Genomic DNA, 16,985 nt, shown 5'->3' with positions numbered 1-16,985 from the left:
GGCCCCCTCGTGGTGGGATGTGCGGGTGCTGCCCTTCCGACAGGTCGACGTGTTCTCGGCCGAGCCCTGGCTCGGCAACCCGCTCGCCGTCGTCCACGACGCCGATGCCCTGACCGACGACCAGATGGCGGCGTTCGCGCGCTGGACCAACCTGTCCGAGACGACCTTCCTGTGCGCTCCGACCGACCCGCGCGCCGACTACCGCGTGCGGATCTGGACGACCGGTGGCGAGCTTCCCTTCGCCGGCCACCCGACGATCGGCAGCGCCCACGCCTGGCTGGAGGCGGGGGGCGAGCCGCGCGGCGAGGTGGTCGTGCAGGAGTGCGGGGCAGGGCTGGTCGACGTGCGGCGCTCGCCGCGGCTCGGTTTCGCTGCTCCTCCGCCTCGCCGGTCCGGCCCGGTCGAGCCGGACCTCCGCGCGCGCGTCGTGCGTGGGCTCGGTATCTCGCACGCGGCAGTCGAGGACATGGCCTGGGTCGACAACGGTCCCGGCTGGGTCGGCGTCGACCTCGGCACCGCGCAGGCCGTCGTCGACGTCACCCCGGACCTCGCCGCGTTCACCGACCTCAAGGTGTGCGTGCTCGGGCGCTGGGACGATCAGTCGGCTGAGGACCTCGGCACCGACATCGAGGTGCGCGCGTTCTACGCCGACGGCAGCGACTTCGGGGAGGACCCCGTGACCGGCAGCGCCAACGCCGGCCTGGCGCAGTGGCTCATCGGCATGGGCGCCCTGCCCGACAGCTACGTCGCGCGACAGGGCTCGGTCATCGGTCGCGACGGACGCGTCCACGTCGAGGCCGTCGACGGCGAGGTCTGGGTCTCGGGCGACGCCGTGACCCGGATCAGCGGGACGGTCGACCTCTAGGAGCCGGCGAGCGCTCGGCGCAGGTCCTCGACCGCCGTGACCGGGGCGTCGCAGACGAAGCCACGACACACGTATGCCGTCGGCTCACCTCCCACGGTCGGCCTCGCCTCGAGCAGCGGCTGGCCGGGGGAGTCGGGTGCTCCGTGCGCGAGCACGAGGCCGGGGGAGGTGCTCGTCCTCGCCGTCGCCAGCATCTCGTCGGCGACCGCGCCGTCGCCGACGAGCGCCACCTGGAGCGGGCCGGCCAGCGCCGCCTCGGCGACCGCGAGGCTCCAGCCGGCGAAGCGGGGGTCGCGGGACGACAGTGCGCCGACGCTGGCCAGGGCGGCGTCGGCGGCGGCGCGGTGACGTGACGAGCCGGTCAGGGCGGCATACGTGAGCCAGGCACCGGCGAGCGACGACACCCCGGACGGCTCGGCGTTGTCGGCCTGCGTGCGGGGGCGGGTGAAGAGCCGCTCGGCGTCGTCGGCGGTGTCGTGGACCGAGCCGTCCTCGTCGCGGAAGTGGTCGAGGGCGGTGGCGAGGATGCCGCCGGCCGCCTCGAGCCAGCGTGGGTCGCCGGTCGCCTGGTGGAGCGCGAGCAGGCCCTCGGCGAGGTTGCCGTGGTCGTCGGCCACCCCGGCGGCCCCGCCCACCGCACCGTCGCGTGAGGCGCGGCGTAGCCTGCCGTCGACGAGGTGGGTCGTCACGACGAACTCGGCGCACCGCACAGCCGCCTCGACGAGGTCGGGTCGCTCGAGCAGGACCCCGGCGTCGGCGAGCCCCGCGATCGCCAGCCCGTTCCACGAGGTGACGACCTTGTCGTCGCGGGCGGGCTGCGGCCGTGCGTCCCGGGCGGCGAGCAGGCGGGACTTGGCGTCGGCCCACCACTGGTCGTCGTCCGGGTCGACGGGGAGCTGGAGCGTCGACGAGCCGTGCTCGAAGGTGCCCTCGGGGGTGACGGCGAGCAGTGCCGCGGCCCGTGCTCCGTCGTCCTCACCCAGCACGTCGACGAGCTGTGCCGGCGTCCACGCGTAGGTCGCGCCCTCGACGCCCACACCGTCGACGAGGGTGTCGGCGTCGAGCGCGGAGGCGAACCCGCTCTCGGCGGTGCCGAGATCTCGGAGGATGAAATCCGCTGTCTCAGAGGCGATCCGGTGCCACAGCGGCTCGCGTGTGGCCCGCCAGAGGTGGGTGTGGACCCGCAGCAGCTGGGCGTTGTCGTACAGCATCTTCTCGAAGTGGGGGACCACCCAGTCCGCGTCCACGGCATACCGGGCGAAGCCGCCCGCGAGCTGGTCGTAGATGCCTCCTCGCGCCATCGCCTCGCACGTCCCCCGCGCCATCGCGAGGGCGTCGGCGTCACCGGTCGCGGCGTGGTGACGCAGGAGGAACTCGAGCACCATCGACGGCGGGAACTTGGGTGCGCCACCGAAGCCACCGCGCGCGAGGTCGTAGTGCTGCCGCAGGCTCATCACCGCCGTCGCCGTCGACTCGGTGGTGATGGCCGCGGCGGCTCCGGGTGTCGTCATCTCGCGCAGCCGCGCGGCGATGTGCGCCCCCGACGCGACGACGTCGTCGCGCTGCTCGGTCCAGACGCGGGTGACGTTGGCGAGCAGTGACAGGAACTGCTCGCGCGGGAAGTAGGTCCCCGCGAAGAAGGGGTCGCCGTCAGGCGTGAGGACGCAGGTCATCGGCCACCCGCCGTGCCCGGTGAGCGCGGTCGTGGCGTTCATGTAGACCGCGTCGACGTCGGGCCGCTCCTCCCGGTCCACCTTGACGGCCACGAAGCCCTCGTTGACGACCGCGGCGACACCGTCGTCCTCGAACGACTCGTGCGCCATGACGTGGCACCAGTGGCAGGCGGCGTACCCGACCGACAGCAGGATCGGGACGTCGCGCCGACGTGCCTCGGCGAACGCGTCCTCACCCCACTCCTGCCAGTCCACGGGGTTGTCGGCGTGCTGGAGCAGGTAGGGCGAGGTCGAGTGCGCGAGCCGGTTGGGCATGCCTTCACCCTGTCACGCGCTTCGCGGGACGAGAGGGGGGCTCGACGTGGGCAGCGCTACACGAGGTGCGGCCCGTCGCGCACCACTCCCCGGACGGCGTCGAGCCGGAGCGACTCCGGCTCGACGCCGGTGAGGACCCAGGTCGCGCCTGCGGTGACCCACGGCGCCGGGTCCTGGCCGGGTGGCACGTCGACCGCGACGTCGAACGACCCCGTCGCGCCCGCCCGCAGCCCCTGCACCCGCTCCACCGCCTCGGCGAGCTGGTCGGGCGAGGTGAGGTTCACCGGGAAGACACCGTCGTGCCGCGCCGCCCGCCGCAGTGGTCTGAGGTTGCCGGGGAACGCCGCGACCCAGACCGGCACCCGACCGTGCACGGGCCTCGGCAGGAACGTCATGTCGTCGACGAGGTGGTGCCGTCCATGGTGGGCAACCGACTCCCCGGTCCAGGCGCCACCCAGGATCTCCAGCGACTCGTCGAGCATCTCGGCACGGACCCGGTCGTCAGGCGGCTCACCGGTCCGGGAGTACTCCTGCGCGAAGCGGTCGCTCCCGAGCCCGACGCCGAGCACGAGGCGCCCTCCGCTGAGCCGGTCGAGCGACGCGGTCTCCCTGGCGACCTTCGTCGGACGCCGTCGTGCCAGAGGGGTCACCATCGGGCCGATCGCGAGGCCACTCGTCACGGTGGCCGCAGCGGCCAGGCAGATCCACGGGTCGGCCACCGACGCCACCGGCTCCCGCCACGTGAGCTGGTCCCAGACGAAGAACCCGTCCCACCCCGCAGCCTCCGCCTCGACGGCGAGGTCGGCCACGACGCGGGGGTCGGCGAGCTCGTCGAAGAGCGGCAGCCACACCGCGGCCCGCATCACGACCCCGAGCCCGTGTGCTCGACCAGCGCCTGCACGAACGCGTCCCAGCGCGCCGGCGGCAGCTCGTGCCCGGCTCCCTCGAGCACGACGAGCCTCGCTCCCGGGATCGCGTCCCGCAGCGCGCGTCCGTGAGCCAGCGGGAACACCGGGTCGACCTCGCCGTGGACGACGAGCGCCGGCACGGCCACGTCCGCAAATCCGCCGCGGACCGGTCCGCGGGTCTCGATGGTGAAGTGGTTGGCCCCGGCACCCGGATCCGCCGACCGCTCCATGTCGAGCTCGACGTGACGGCGCACGTGCGCCTCGTCGAAGAGCGGCGACTCGCCGTTGTAGGCCCGGATCACCTCGACGACCCACTCGACCCACGCAGCCCGGTCGTCGACGTCGGGAGCGGGCGCCTCGACGGCGCGCAGGAACGCCGGGGAGGGTCCGGGGAGGTCGTCGCCACCGGTGGTCGTCGACATGAAGGTGACGCTCGCAACGCGGTCTGGGTGGTCGACGGCGAGGATGAGCGCGGTGCCGCCGGACATCGAGCGGCCCACCACGTGGGCCCGCTCGACGCCGAGCACGTCCAGGATGCCGAGCGCGTCGTCGGCCAGGTCACGCATGTCGTATGCCGGCCGCCCACCAGTCGAGACCGTCGACCGGCCCGTGTCGCGCTGGTCGTAGCGGATGACAAAGCGGCCACGGGAGGCGAGCCGCTCGCAGAGGCCGTCCTCCCAGCCGACCATCGACGCGGCCGCACCGTGGATGAGCAGGATGGCGGGATGGTCGGGCTCGCCGACGGTCTGGACGCAGAGCTCGACCTCGTCGAGCCGGATCATCGTCTCGGGGTTCATGTCGGCGACGCTAGGCGGCATACATCTGCATGAAAAGCGATGGTTCTTGATGATGACGATCGCTCAGAGCGATACTGGCCACATGCTCGACCTGCGACTCCTCGCCGCCCTCGATGCCGTCCAGCGCACCGGGACCTTCGGCGCGGCCGCGTCCGAGCTCGGCTACACCCAGTCCACGCTGAGCCAGCAGATCGCGACCCTCGAACGTCGCGTCGGAGGTGCGGTGTTCGACCGGCCCGGTGGCGCGCGCCGACCCAGGATCACGCCGCTCGGCCGGCTGGTGCACGACCGCGCCCGAACCCTGCTCGAGGCCGACGAGGCTGCGCGTGAGGCCATCGACCGGTTCCACGCGGGCGAGGGACGGGTCGACGTCGGCACCTTCCAGACGGTCACCAACGTGCTCCTGCCCGGGGTGGTCGACCGGCTCCTGGTCGAGCACCCCGGCGCGGAGATCCGGCTGGTGGAGGACGAGACCGCGCAGCCACCGCTCGACGTCGTGGACCTCGCCTTCAGCGACGTGCGCGGTCCGGAGGGGACCGACGAGGTCGAGGTCTTCCGCGACGAGCACGTCCTCCTGTCCCGGACGGGAACCTTCACCGGGAGCGCCGTCGCGCTGGCAGACCTCGACGGGCTGGCCATGGTGGCCCTGCCGCCGATCTGCGACCAGGCCGTGGTCGAGGAGGCCCTCGCGAGCGCCCGTGTCGCCTCGGACGTCGTCTTCCGGACGGTGGACAACCAGGGCATCACCTCGATGGTGCGCGCCGGGCTCGGGGTGGCGGTGATGCCCGTGCTCTCGGTGTGGGGCCAGCTCGACGACCCCGCGCTCTCCTTCCACCGGCTCGAGCCGGCCGTGCCGGACCGCGTGGTGCGCGTCGTGTCGCGCGGCACCCTGTCACCCCTGGCCGCGCGACTGCGAGAGCTCGCCGTCGAGGTCGGAGGCCACCTCGTGAGCGAGTTGGAGCGGAACCGGACCGGCGGCCCGTCCTGACGCAGGCCCCGTCCGGTGACGGAGCTGAGCGTCAGTGACGCGGTGTCGGACATCCGGGCCCATCGCCGAGGGCGTGAGCCCGGATGTCCGACACCCGGTGGATGTTGCGTGAGCCCTCGGGTCAGTGACCGACGGTCTGCGACTGCGGGTCGCCCACGAGGTCGCGCTCGCGGCGCCCATCCCGCTGCTCGTCCCGCTGCTCGTCCCGCTGCCCGCCACGCGGGTCGAGGTGCTCGTCGTCGTGCTCGTCGAGCATGGTCGACTCGTCGAACGGCGCGTCGCCGGCCAGCACCCGGTCGAGCTGGGCGCGGTCGAGCTCGCCCACCCAGTGGCCGATGAGGACCGTGGCGATCGAGTTGCCGGCGAAGTTGGTCAGCGCGCGGGCCTCGCTCATCATCCGGTCGATGCCGACGATGAACCCGACGCCGTCGACGAGGTCGGGACGGTGCGACTGGAGGCCACCTGCGAGCGTCGCCAGGCCGGCGCCGGTGACGCCGGCGGCACCCTTGGACGCGATGATCATGAAGAGCAGCAGCGAGATCTGCTCACCGAGCGAGAACGGCTTGTCGAGCGCCTCGGCGATGAACAGCGAGGCCATCGTCAGGTAGATCGCGGTGCCGTCGAGGTTGAACGAGTAGCCCGTCGGCACGGTGATGCCGACGACGGGGCGCGAGATGCCGGCGTGCTCCATCTTGGCGATGAGGCGGGGGAGGGCCGACTCGGACGACGAGGTCGAGAGGATGAGCAGGAACTCGCGCGAGAGGTACTTGAGCAGCGCGAAGACGTTGACGCCGGTGACGGCCTTGAGCAGCGCGCCGAGGATGACGAAGACGAAGAGGAAGCACGTGACGTAGAAGGCGACCATGATGAGCGCCAGCGACTTGAGCGCCTCCCAGCCGGTCGCGCCCACGACGGCAGCCATGGCTCCGAACGCACCGATCGGTGCGGCATACATGATCATCGCCATGAGGCGGAAGACGAGCCGCTCGAGGTGCCGGATCCCATTGAGGACAGGCTCGCCGGCCCGGCCCATCTTCTGCAGCGCGAAGCCGACGAGCAGCGCGACGAGGAGCGCCTGGAGCACCGAGCCCGCGGTGAGGGCCGACACGAGCGTTTCGGGGATGAGGCCGAGGATGAAGTCGACGGTCGAGGTGTGCTCCTCTCCGACGGCCTCCCGACCGCTCGTGGCGAGCTCGTCGGTGAGGTTGAGGCCCGCGCCGGGCTTGACGATGTTGCCGACGAGCAGGCCCACGGCGAGGGCCACCGTCGACATCGTGAGGAAGTAGCCGAGGGCGAGGCCGCCGACCTTGCCGACCTGCGCGGCGCGCCGCACCGAGCCGATCCCGAGCACGATGGTGCAGAAGATGATCGGGCTGATCATCATCTTGATGAGGTTGACGAACGCGGTGCCGAGCCACTTGAGCTTGACGCCGAACTCGGGGGCGATGATGCCCACGGCGATGCCGAGGGCCATCGCGATGATGACGGCGATGTAGAGCCAGTGCGTGCGGTCCCGGCGTACGGGCCGATCGACGACGGTGTCGGTCACGGGGGTCTCCTGGGTAGTCGGCCCGGCGGTCCCGGGTCTGGGCGACCCCGATTCTGGTGTCCTCGGGAACTAGGGTCACGTTTGTGTTCATTGAGTTCCGCGGCCGCGTGCGTGGGGTGCCCCGCGGCTGCCCTGAGGCCGTATGCCGGAGGGTCCGGTGAGCGCTCGCTGGTCACCCGCGCGGTGGAGCGTCGCGACGCAGACGTTCGTGCTCCAGGTCGGTGTGGCCCTGCTCGTCGTCGCGGTCGGGCTCGTGGCGGCCTACGTCCAGGCCCGCCGCGCCCAGACGCAGGAGGCGACGAGCCGGGCGATGTCGGTCGCGCGCACGGTTGCCACGACCCCTGCGGTGGTCGAAGCGCTGGTCTCGGCGACGCCGAGCCCGGCGGTCCAGGACTACGCCGAGGACGTGCGCCGGAGCACCGGCACCGACTTCGTCGTCGTCATGACGACGCAGGGCGTCCGCTACTCGCACCCGGACCCGGCCCGGGTCGGTCAGATGTTCCTCGGACACATCCGCGACGCCGTGCGCGGAGGCGAGGTCGTGGAGGACTACACCGGCACCCTTGGTCCGTCGCGCCGTGTCGTCGTGCCAGTCCGGGCGGCTGCAGGTGAGGCGGCTGCAGGTGATGCCGGTGCGGGTGAGGTGGTCGGGCTCGTCTCCGTGGGGATCCGCCGGACGGCGCTCTCGCGCGAGGTCCGCGACCAGCTCCCCGGTCTGCTCGTCGCCGGAGCCGGAGCCGCCCTGCTCTCGGGCCTGGGCACGGGGCTGGTGTCCCGGCGCACCCGTCGCCAGACGCTGGGACTGGGAGAGGCGCAGCTGCGCGAGATGTACGAGTACTACGACGCCGTCCTGCACGCGGTGACCGAGGGACTGCTGCTCGTCGACCAGGACGGGCGGCTCCAGCTCGCCAACGACGAGGCGGTCCGGCTGCTCGGGCTGCCAGAGGGAGCGAGCGGTCGTCCTCTCGCCGAGCTCGGCCTCAGCCCCGCCCTCACGGCCGCCCTCTCCGACGGGGAGCGCCGTGAGGACGAGCTGCACGTCACCGAGGCGAGGGTGCTCGTGCTCGGGACCGCGCCCGCCATGTGGGAGGGCCGCCGGCTCGGGACCGTGGCGACACTGCGTGACCGCACCGACCTCGAGCACCTCACCGGCGAGCTGGACTCGGCGCGTGGCGTCACCGAGGCCCTGCGGTCCCAGGCGCACGAGTCGGCGAACCGGATCCACACGATCGTCTCGCTCATCGAGCTCGGCCACGTCGACCGGGCCCTCGACTTCGCCACCGACGAGCTCGCCGTGACGCAGCAGCTCGCCGACGACGTCATCGCCGCCGACGCCGAGCCGGCGCTCGCGGCCCTGCTCGTCGGCAAGAGCGCACAGGCCAGTGAGCAGGGCATCGAGCTGCGCATCGCGCCGGGGGCGCAGTGGCCCACCGGAGCGGTGCCCGTGCGGGACGTCGTCACCATCGTCGGCAACCTCATCGACAACGCCTTCGACGCGGTCATGACGGCCACGACCGGCGGGCGGGCTGCGGAGCGGCGGGTCGACGTCGACGCCCGCGTCGACGAGGGCGGCGACCTCCTCGTCCTCGAGGTGGCCGACACCGGGCCGGGGCTGCCGGAGGCCGCGGTCGAGTCGGTCTTCCGGCGCGGGTTCAGCACCAAGGGCGAGGGCCGCGCGGGGCGTCGCGGGATCGGCCTGGCGCTGGTCGCCCAGACCATCGACCGGCTCGGCGGGTCGCTCGAGGTCACGGGCCCGCCGGGTGCACGCTTCGTCGTGAGCCTGCCCTTGGCCGCACCGGGGGAGCGGCGATGACCGAGCCGTTGCGGGTCCTCGTCGTCGAGGACGAGCCGGTCGCCGCCGAGGCCCACGCGACCTACGTCGAGCGGGTGCCCGGGTTCGTCGTGGTGGCCGCGGCGACCACCGGCCAGGAGGCTCTCAGGGCGTTGCAGGCACAGCCCGTCGACGTGGTCCTGCTCGACATGAACCTCCCCGACCTCCACGGGCTCGAGGTCGTGCGGGCGATGCGGGCGGCCGGTCACGGGGCCGACGTCATCGCGGTCAGCTCGGCCCGGGACCTCGACATCATGCGTTCGGCGGTCTCGCTCGGTGTCGTCCAGTACGTCCTCAAGCCCTTCGCGTTCGCCACCCTGCGCGACCGGCTCCGGGCCTACCTCGACTACCGCGAGACCCACCGCGCCACGGCCGAGGTGGGCAGCCAGGCCGAGGTCGACGAGGTCTTCGCGGCGGCTCGGCCGGCCCGGACCGCGAGCCTGCCCAAGGGCATGTCCGAGGAGCTCATGGGCCGCGTCGTGGCCTCCCTCCGGGAGTCGCCGGAGGCGTTGTCCGCCAGCGAGCTCGCGGCGGTCCTCGGGGTCAGCCGGGTCACCGCTCGCCGGTTCCTCGAGCACCTCCACGAGAGCGGCGTCGCGACGAGACGGTCGCGCTACGCCGGAGCCGGGCGTCCCGAGGTGGAGTACGGCTGGCGCAGCTGAAGAGGGCTCAGTCCTCGAGCGCCTTGAGCAGCGTGAGGTTCTTGGAGAGCTCCACGTCGTCCCCGTCAACCGCGGACCAGAGGATCTCGACGCCGCAGCGCACGATGCACCACAGCCGCCCGAGCTCGTCGTCGAGACCCGCGGCGTCACAGGCCACCTCGAGCCGTCGCCGGACCGACCAGCGCAGCGAGGCGCCCGTGCCCATCTCCTCGATCCGGTTGCGCAGCAACGGATGCAGCTCGTAGGCAGCGGGTCCGGCGAGCGGCTTCGGGTCGATCGCGAGCCACGGCGACCTCTCCGCGGCGAGGACGTTCTGGTAGTGCAGGTCGGTGTGCAGCAGCACCCGCGGGCCCGGCTCCGCGAGCAGCTCGCGCGCGAGCCCGGTCACCCGGGTGATGACCCGGCGGGGCAGGTCGGTGCGCTGCCTCAGCTGGGTGAGGTACGGATCGAGGTATGCCGTGAGGCTCCGGATCGTCGGTGGCGCCGGGATGTGCAGCTCGCGGTAGAGACCGCCGACCACCGCGCAGGCCTCGTCGATGTCGACCCCGTCGAGGTCCTGCTCGGCATCGAGCCGCTCCAGGAGGAGCGCACCCCGCGCCGGGTCGGCGGCGACGAGGCGCACGGCGCCGCGCCCCTCCCACGCCCGCAGGGCCAGGTGCTCCTGCGCGGACTCGACGTGCGGCCAGCCCACCTTGAGCACGAGCGGGCCGCCGCTTCCATCGCGTCGGTGCACAGGGTGCACGACCGCCGTCCAGCCGGTCATCGGCGTCCCCGTCACGTCGAGGTCCCACTCGTCGAGGCACTCCCGTGCCAGCCGGTCCACGGAGGCGACCCAGTCGGCACCGGTGGGACCGCCCTCGGCCGGGAGCCGGCTCATCCACGTGAGCCAGTCCGTCGGCGCTCGGGGGTCGAGGGGGCCGGACCCCGGCCCTTCGCTCACGCGAGTCCCGGGAAGGGCGTGAGCCGTATGCCGTGCCGGTGCGCCACTGCTGCCACGGTGCCGAGCCACCCCGGGACCGAGGCGAACGCGGCCCCAGGGTCGGCATCGGTGAGGGGGCGCAGGTTCGCGCCGGTGGTGGCGAGCAGGGTCGACAGGGCCTCGGTGGCGAGTGTGAGGACCTGGGCGGGCGTGGTCACCGGGCTCGGCAGGGTCTGGCCCAGGTCGGGCGGGGGTGCGACCTCGCCGGCGGCGTCGACGAGGTCGGCGGTGAGGGCCTGCAGCTCGGTGATGTCGCGAAGCCACGCGGCCCGTACTCCCTTGGGCGACCGCGCGGCGGCGACCTCGAGGAGGAACGTCGCCCTGCGCGTGGCCGTGATGAGCGGTACGAGCGCCGAGGGTGTGGACCAGGCCGGCGGCTCGTCGGGGGACGCGGACGTCGACGCAGTGGGTGACGCCGTGGGCGTGGCCTGCGTGGGTGGCGCCGTCGCGGTGGGGCTCGGCGCTGCCAGCTGGACCGCGGCGTCGGCCTGACCCATCACTGCGACGAGGGTGGGCCTGAGCTCGGCCTCGGCCCCAGCGAGACCGGCGCCCGCGGCGAGGATCGCCGACTCGACCTCGGCGACGGTGCGCACGACGGGAGGCACGGCGGTCGACCCGGACGCGCTGGCCGACGGCGACGCCGTGCCTGAGGCGCTCGGGCTCGGGGTCGTCGACGTCGGCGTGGGAGACGCGCTGGCTGTCGACAGGTCGTCCTCGGGGACGCCGCGCTGGCGCAGGGCGTCGTGGAGCACGGTCGCCTGACGGGCGTGCAGCGGTGGCAGGAGTGGCGCGAGCGGGTCCGTGGTCAGGAGCGGTGCCGTGGCGGCCGCCTGCACCGCCTCGAGGAGCCGCACCAAGGCGTCCTCGGCGTCGATCGGCTCGCGCGTCGGGACCAGCGGCACCCGGGGGGCGTCGTCCTCGAGGCGGATGCCGCACCCGGAGAGCGCCACCACGACCGCACCGAGGGCCCCAGCGGTGACGAGGCGCCGGCTCGGGCTCGCCACCGACGGTGTCACCTCACGCATGGCGGCATCCTCGCACGCGTGGAAGGCCACCACGGCGCACGGCTAGAGTGGGCGGCGCCGCTGTGCAGGACGCGGTCCGAGAACTACAGAGAGGGAGACCGATGACGCGAGACACCGCAGTGCACGAGCTGCTCACCGGTGCGCTGGAGGGCTCAGGAGTCGTCCTCGAGGAGGTCACGGTGACGCCGGCAGGCCGTCGTCGGGTCGTCAGGGTCGTCGTCGACCGCGCGCTCGAGACCTCCGGTGACGTCACCGAGACCCATGCCTCGCTCTCCCTCGACGAGATCGCCGACACGACCCGGGCCGTCAGCGACGCGCTCGACGACTCCGACGTGCTCGGCGAGCAGCCCTACACGCTCGAGGTCACCTCGCCCGGCGTCTCGCGTCCGCTCACCTCACCGCGCCACTTCCAGCGCAACGTGGGCCGCCTCGTGACGCTGACCCTGCGCGAGGGCGACCCCGTCACCGGCCGCATCACCCGCGCCGGTGCCGACGACCTGACCGTGACGATCCCAGCTGTCAAGAAGACGCCGGCCCGCGACGAGACCCTTGCGTATGCCGTGATCGACCGCGCCGAGGTGCAGGTCGAGTTCACGCGCAAAGAGGACACCGCCGAGACTGCCACCGAGGGCCACCACGACGACGACGCCGACGCGTCGGGGGACAAGGAGAACTGACCATGGACATCGACCTCGCCGTCCTCAGAGGTGTCGAGCGCGAGCGCGACATCTCTCTCGACGTGCTCATTCCCGCCATCGAGCAGGCCCTCCTGCTCGCCTACCACCGGACCGAGGGCTCCTACCGCAGCGCCCGCGCCGAGCTCGACCGCAAGACCGGTCACGTGACGATCTGGGCCCGTGAGGAGTTCGAGGTCCCCGAGGACGAGGCCCCGGCGGAGGTCGCCGCCGACAGCGCTCCTGCAGCGTCCGTCACTGTGGGTGCTGGGACCCCCGAAGGGGCGGACGCAAGCACCGCCGGCGAGGACGACGCCGAGGCAGAGGCGCCGGCCGAGCCGGCCGAGCCCGTGCGACCGCGGATGCGCCGCGAGTACGGCCCGGAGTTCGACGACACGCCCAAGGACTTCGGCCGGGTCGCTGCCGCCACCGCGCGCCAGGTCATCGTCCAGCGCCTGCGCGACATCGAGGACGACGCGATCATGGGCGACTTCAAGGGCCGCGAGGGCGACATCGTCGCCGGCGTCATCCAGCAGAGCCCCGACCCGCGCCACGTGACCGTCGACTTCGGCTCCGTCGAGGGCATCCTCCCCCTGGCCGAGCAGGTCCCCGGCGAGAAGTACGTCCACGGCCAGCGGCTGCGCACCTACGTCGTGAGCGTCAAGCGCGGCATGCGCGGGCCGCAGATCGGCCTGTCGCGCACCCACCCCAACCTCGTGCGCAAGCTCTTCGCCCTCGAGGTCCCCGAGATCGCCGACGGCAGCGTCGAGATCGCCGCCCTGGCCCGCGAGGCGGGGCACCGCACCAAGATCGCCGTGCACACCAAGGTGGCCGGCCTCAACGCCAAGGGCGCCTGCATCGGTCCGATGGGTGCGCGAGTGCGCGCCGTCATGGCCGAGCTGCACGGCGAGAAGATCGACATCGTCGACTTCAGCGAGGACCCGGCGACCTTCATCGCCGCCGCCCTCAGCCCGTCGCGCGTGCAGTCCGTCGAGATCGTCGACCGCACGCTGAGGGCGGCGCGGGTCGTCGTCCCCGACTACCAGCTCTCGCTCGCCATCGGCCGCGAGGGCCAGAACGCCCGACTCGCCGCCAAGCTCACCGGCTGGCGGATCGACATCCGGTCCGACAACCCGGGCTCGGCGCCGCCCCGAGAGGGCTCCGCGCGGGGTCCCGAGGCGGGCGATGACGCGTCCGACCCCCGCTAGGCGCTAACATGGACGGGACCGACCGGGCTGGACTCCGGACTCGGACATCGCACGCCAAGGCGGGCACCCGGCATACACCGTCACTGACGGGCCCGGTGCGCACCTGTGTGGGATGTCGTGAGACGGATAGCCGGTCGGCACTCCTGCGAGTGGTCGCCGGAGGTGATGGGGACCTCGTTCCCGACCTTCGACGATGTCTCCCGGGGCGTGGCGCCTGGCTGCACCCCACCAGAGACTGTTTCGACCTCGCCGTCCGACGACGGGCGTTCGGGCGTGCACTGCGAGTCAGTGCGCATCTGGACACCAGCGCCGTGGCGGAGTGGATCGCCACCCACGAGCAGACCATTGTCCGTCCCCAGGGAACCGAAAGCGGGTTTGACGCTGATGAGCACCCGATGAGCACTCAGTAATGAGCTCCCCCCAGAACTAGCGGTCCGCGCCTTCGACAGGTTGCAGGACCTGAGAAGGAGAAACGTGGCCAAGGTTCGCGTCAGCGCACTCGCCAAGGAAGTCGGAGTGACCAGCAAGGTCCTCCTCGAGCGACTCAACGAGATGGGTGAGTACGTCAAGTCGGCGTCCTCCACCGTCGAGGCACCGGTCGTCCGCCGGTACCAGGAGAAGTTCCCCGTCGACAAGGCGGCCCCCGCCGAGGCAGCGGCCAAGCCGTCTGCCGCACCGGCCAAGCCGGCGGCGAAGAAGTCCGCAGCGGCTCCCGCCGCCCCCGCGGCAACCCCCGGCCCCAAGGCCCCGGCTGCCCCCGCAGCACCGGCCGCCCCGGCCTCGCAGACCCCTGCCGCTCCGGCGGCCAAGGCTGCTCCCGCAGCACCCGCCCCGTCGGCCCCTGCGCCTGCCGCGCCGGCTCCGGCCGCCCCGGCCGCCAAGGCCACGCCGTCGGCTCCCGCCCCCGCTGCTCCGGCAGCCAAGGCAGCTCCGTCCGCCCCTGAGTCCGGTGGCGCCCGTCCCGGCGCCCCGCGCCCCGGTGCGGGTTCGCCGCGTCCCGGCAACAACCCGTTCGCTCCGAGCCAGGGCATGCGCCAGGGCCGCGACGGCGGTCGCGACGCAGGTCGTGAGGGTGGCCGCGAGGCCGGTCGTGAGGGCGGCGGCGCCGCTCGTCCCGGCAACAACCCGTTCGCGGCCAGCCAGGGCATGCCGCGTCCGCGCAGCGCGCCCCGTCCCGGTGGCGCCGGAGCCGGTGCTGCCGGCCCGCGTCCCGGTGGCGCCCGTCCCAGCCCCGGCATGATGCCGAGCTCGAGCGCCGTCGCGCGCCCGGGTGAGCGTCCCGGCGGTGCCGGTGGTCGCGGTGGCCGTCCCGGCGCCGGTGGCGCCGGACGTCCCGGCGGCGGTGGCCCCGGTGCTGGTGGCGGTTTCGCCGGTCGTCCCGGCGGCGGCGGCTTCCGCGGTGGAGCCGGCCGCGGCTCGACTGCCGGTGCCTTCGGTCGCGGTGGCGGCCGACCCGGTCGCGCCCGCAAGTCCAAGCGCGCGAAGCGCGCCGAGTTCGAGGAGATGCAGGCACCGTCGATCGGTGGCGTGAACGTGCCCCGTGGTGACGGTTCCACCGTCATCCAGGTGCGTCAGGGTGCGTCCCTCACGGACTTCGCCGACAAGATCAACGCGAACCCGGGCTCGCTCGTCACGGTCATGTTCCACCTCGGTGAGATGGCGACCGCGACCCAGAGCCTCGACGAGGACACGTTCCGCCTGCTCGGTGCCGAGCTCGGCTACGACATCCGCATGGTCTCGCCCGAGGAGGAGGAGAAGGAGCTGTTCGACGCCTTCGACATCAACCTCGAGATCGGTGTCGACGCCGAGGACGAGGTCGACCTCGCGGCCCGCCCGCCGGTCGTCACCGTCATGGGTCACGTCGACCACGGAAAGACGCGCCTGCTCGACGCGATCCGCAACGAGAACGTCGCGGGTGGCGAGTCCGGTGGCATCACCCAGCACATCGGTGCCTACCAGATCCACAAGGAGCACGAGGGCGTCGACCGTCCGATCACCTTCATCGACACCCCGGGTCACGAGGCGTTCACCGCCATGCGTGCCCGTGGTGCCAAGGTGACCGACATCGCGATCCTGGTCGTCGCCGCTGACGACGGCGTCATGCCGCAGACCATCGAGGCGCTCAACCACGCCCAGGCTGCGGACGTCCCGATCGTCGTCGCGGTCAACAAGATCGACGTCGAGGGCGCCAACCCGTCCAAGATCCGTCAGCAGCTCACCGAGTACAACCTCGTCGCAGAGGAGTACGGCGGCGAGACGATGTTCGTCGACGTGTCCGCGAAGCAGGGCGAGAACATCGACTCGCTGCTCGAGGCCGTGCTCCTCACCGCCGACGCCGCCCTCGACCTGCGGGCCAACCCGGACCGTGACGCCCGTGGCGTCGCGATCGAGGCCAACCTCGACAAGGGTCGCGGTGCGACCGCGACGGTGCTCATCCAGTCCGGAACGCTCCACGTCGGCGACGCGATCGTCACCGGCAGCTCCTACGGCCGCGTCCGCGCCATGCTCGACGAGCACGGCGAGAACGTCAGTGAGGCGACCCCGTCGCGTCCGGTCCAGGTGCTCGGTCTCTCGTCCGTCCCGCGCGCCGGCGACACCTTCGTCGTCGCACCGGACGACCGCACCGCTCGCCAGATCGCGGAGCGTCGCGAGTCGGCCGACCGCCAGGCCAGCCTGGCCAAGTCCCGCAAGCGCATCTCGCTCGAGGACCTCAACGAGGCCATCGCGCAGGGCAAGGTCGACACCCTCAACCTCATCCTCAAGGGTGACGTGTCCGGTTCCGTCGAAGCCCTCGAGGACGCGCTGCTCCAGATCGATGTCGGCGACGACGTGGACCTGCGCATCATCGACCGCGGCGTCGGTGCGATCACGATGAACAACATCAACCTCGCGGTCGCCTCCAACGCGATCATCATCGGCTTCAACGTCCGGGCCGAGGGCCAGAACGCTGACTACGCCGAGCGCGAGGGCGTCGAGATCCGCTACTACTCGGTGATCTACCAGGCCATCGAGGAGATCGAGCAGTCCCTCAAGGGCATGCTCAAGCCGGAGTTCGAGGAGGTCGAGCTCGGCACCGCCGAGATCCGCGAGATCTTCCGGTCGAGCAAGTTCGGCAACATCGCCGGATCGATCGTCCGCAGCGGCGAGATCAAGCGCGGCACGAAGTCGCGGATCACCCGCGACGGCGTCGTCGTGGCCGAGAACGTCGAGATCGCAGGCCTGCGCCGGTTCAAGGATGACGTCACCGAGGTCCGTGAGGGCTTCGAGTGCGGCATCAACCTCGGGTCCTACAACGACCTGCAGCTCGGCGACCTCATCGCCACCTACGAGATGCGCGAGAAGCCCAGGGCGTGATGCGACGGGTCCCACGCTCTGCGTGGGCGAAGCCCAGGGCCTGAGTCCCGAGGCCCCTCGCCTGACGTGACCGGCCGGCATACCGACACTCGGTATGCCGGCCGGTCACGTCCTCCCTCCGCCCCACCGCGCGCACGCCTCGCGTCGAGATCCGGCG

14 protein-coding genes are annotated in these 16,985 nt (G+C 72.5%); 8 read left to right on the top strand and 6 right to left on the bottom strand.

The window, feature by feature from the left end; all coding sequences use genetic code 11:
• The first annotated feature begins 25 nt into the window (after window positions 1–25).
• Entirely contained in the window at window positions 26–865 is an 840-nt protein-coding gene (locus LL946_RS00560; protein ID WP_404383706.1) for a PhzF family phenazine biosynthesis protein, read from the top strand.
• Here LL946_RS00560 and LL946_RS00555 read toward each other — a convergent pair.
• Genes LL946_RS00555 through LL946_RS00545 form a run of 3 tightly spaced genes read right to left on the bottom strand, consistent with a single transcriptional unit; the run spans window position 862 to window position 4,558 of the window.
• A complete protein-coding gene (locus tag LL946_RS00555; protein ID WP_404383704.1) occupies window positions 862–2,853 on the bottom strand; it encodes a thioredoxin domain-containing protein in 1,992 nt (663 codons plus the stop codon). The genes LL946_RS00560 and LL946_RS00555 overlap by 4 nt on opposite strands.
• A 56-nt stretch (window positions 2,854–2,909) precedes the next feature.
• The gene (locus LL946_RS00550; protein ID WP_404386758.1) at window positions 2,910–3,716 is read right to left on the bottom strand and encodes an LLM class flavin-dependent oxidoreductase; all 807 of its coding nucleotides are present in this window, start codon (window positions 3,714–3,716) and stop codon (window positions 2,910–2,912) included.
• Entirely contained in the window at window positions 3,716–4,558 is an 843-nt protein-coding gene (locus tag LL946_RS00545; RefSeq protein ID WP_404383702.1) for an alpha/beta fold hydrolase, read from the bottom strand. Before LL946_RS00545 ends, LL946_RS00550 begins: the two co-directional genes overlap by 1 nt.
• 82 nt (window positions 4,559–4,640) lie before the next feature.
• On the opposite strand from LL946_RS00545, the gene LL946_RS00540 reads away from it, so the two are divergent.
• Window positions 4,641–5,546, top strand: coding sequence for a LysR family transcriptional regulator (locus LL946_RS00540; RefSeq protein WP_404383700.1), 906 nt, complete (start codon window positions 4,641–4,643; stop codon window positions 5,544–5,546).
• 121 nt (window positions 5,547–5,667) lie between these two features.
• On the opposite strand, the gene LL946_RS00535 is transcribed toward LL946_RS00540, so the two are convergent.
• Window positions 5,668–7,095, bottom strand: coding sequence for a cation:dicarboxylate symporter family transporter (locus LL946_RS00535; RefSeq protein ID WP_404383698.1), 1,428 nt, complete (start codon window positions 7,093–7,095; stop codon window positions 5,668–5,670).
• Between the two features lie 157 nt (window positions 7,096–7,252).
• Here LL946_RS00535 and LL946_RS00530 point away from each other — a divergent pair, with 157 nt between their 5' ends.
• Both LL946_RS00530 and LL946_RS00525 read left to right on the top strand, forming a co-directional pair.
• Complete coding sequence (locus tag LL946_RS00530; RefSeq protein ID WP_404383696.1) at window positions 7,253–8,908, top strand: ATP-binding protein; 1,656 nt, start codon at window positions 7,253–7,255, stop codon at window positions 8,906–8,908.
• Complete coding sequence (locus tag LL946_RS00525; RefSeq protein ID WP_404383694.1) at window positions 8,905–9,588, top strand: response regulator; 684 nt, start codon at window positions 8,905–8,907, stop codon at window positions 9,586–9,588. The genes LL946_RS00530 and LL946_RS00525 overlap by 4 nt, the downstream gene beginning before the upstream one ends.
• Window positions 9,589–9,595: 7 nt before the next feature.
• Here LL946_RS00525 and LL946_RS00520 read toward each other — a convergent pair whose 3' ends face one another.
• Together LL946_RS00520 and LL946_RS00515 are read right to left on the bottom strand one after the other, a co-directional pair.
• A complete protein-coding gene (locus tag LL946_RS00520; protein WP_404383692.1) occupies window positions 9,596–10,465 on the bottom strand; it encodes an aminoglycoside phosphotransferase family protein in 870 nt (289 codons plus the stop codon).
• Window positions 10,466–10,524: 59 nt separating this feature from the next.
• The gene (locus tag LL946_RS00515) at window positions 10,525–11,592 is read right to left on the bottom strand and encodes a hypothetical protein (protein ID WP_404383690.1); all 1,068 of its coding nucleotides are present in this window, start codon (window positions 11,590–11,592) and stop codon (window positions 10,525–10,527) included.
• Between the two features lie 101 nt (window positions 11,593–11,693).
• Between LL946_RS00515 and rimP the strand changes: the two genes are divergently transcribed.
• From rimP to infB, 4 genes are all read left to right on the top strand, one after another.
• Window positions 11,694–12,269 (top strand): ribosome maturation factor RimP, encoded by a 576-nt coding sequence (gene rimP, locus LL946_RS00510; protein WP_404383688.1) that lies wholly within the window; start codon window positions 11,694–11,696, stop codon window positions 12,267–12,269.
• Between the two features lie 2 nt (window positions 12,270–12,271).
• Complete coding sequence (gene nusA, locus LL946_RS00505; protein ID WP_404383686.1) at window positions 12,272–13,474, top strand: transcription termination factor NusA; 1,203 nt, start codon at window positions 12,272–12,274, stop codon at window positions 13,472–13,474.
• A gap of 8 nt (window positions 13,475–13,482) precedes the next feature.
• Window positions 13,483–13,884 carry a YlxR family protein gene (locus tag LL946_RS00500; protein WP_404383684.1) on the top strand — a complete coding sequence of 134 codons (402 nt, stop codon included), beginning with the start codon at window positions 13,483–13,485 and terminating at the stop codon, window positions 13,882–13,884.
• A 64-nt stretch (window positions 13,885–13,948) separates the two neighbouring features.
• On the top strand, window positions 13,949–16,828 hold the full coding sequence (gene infB, locus LL946_RS00495) for a translation initiation factor IF-2 (protein WP_404383682.1): 2,880 nt from the start codon (window positions 13,949–13,951) through the stop codon (window positions 16,826–16,828).
• Window positions 16,829–16,985 lie beyond the last annotated feature (157 nt).

The organism is Knoellia locipacati, assembly GCF_044791685.1.
GTDB lineage: Bacteria > Actinomycetota > Actinomycetes > Actinomycetales > Dermatophilaceae > Knoellia > Knoellia locipacati_A.
Note: the sequence above shows the minus strand (reverse complement) of the source record. Positions and strands in the feature narration are given on the sequence as shown.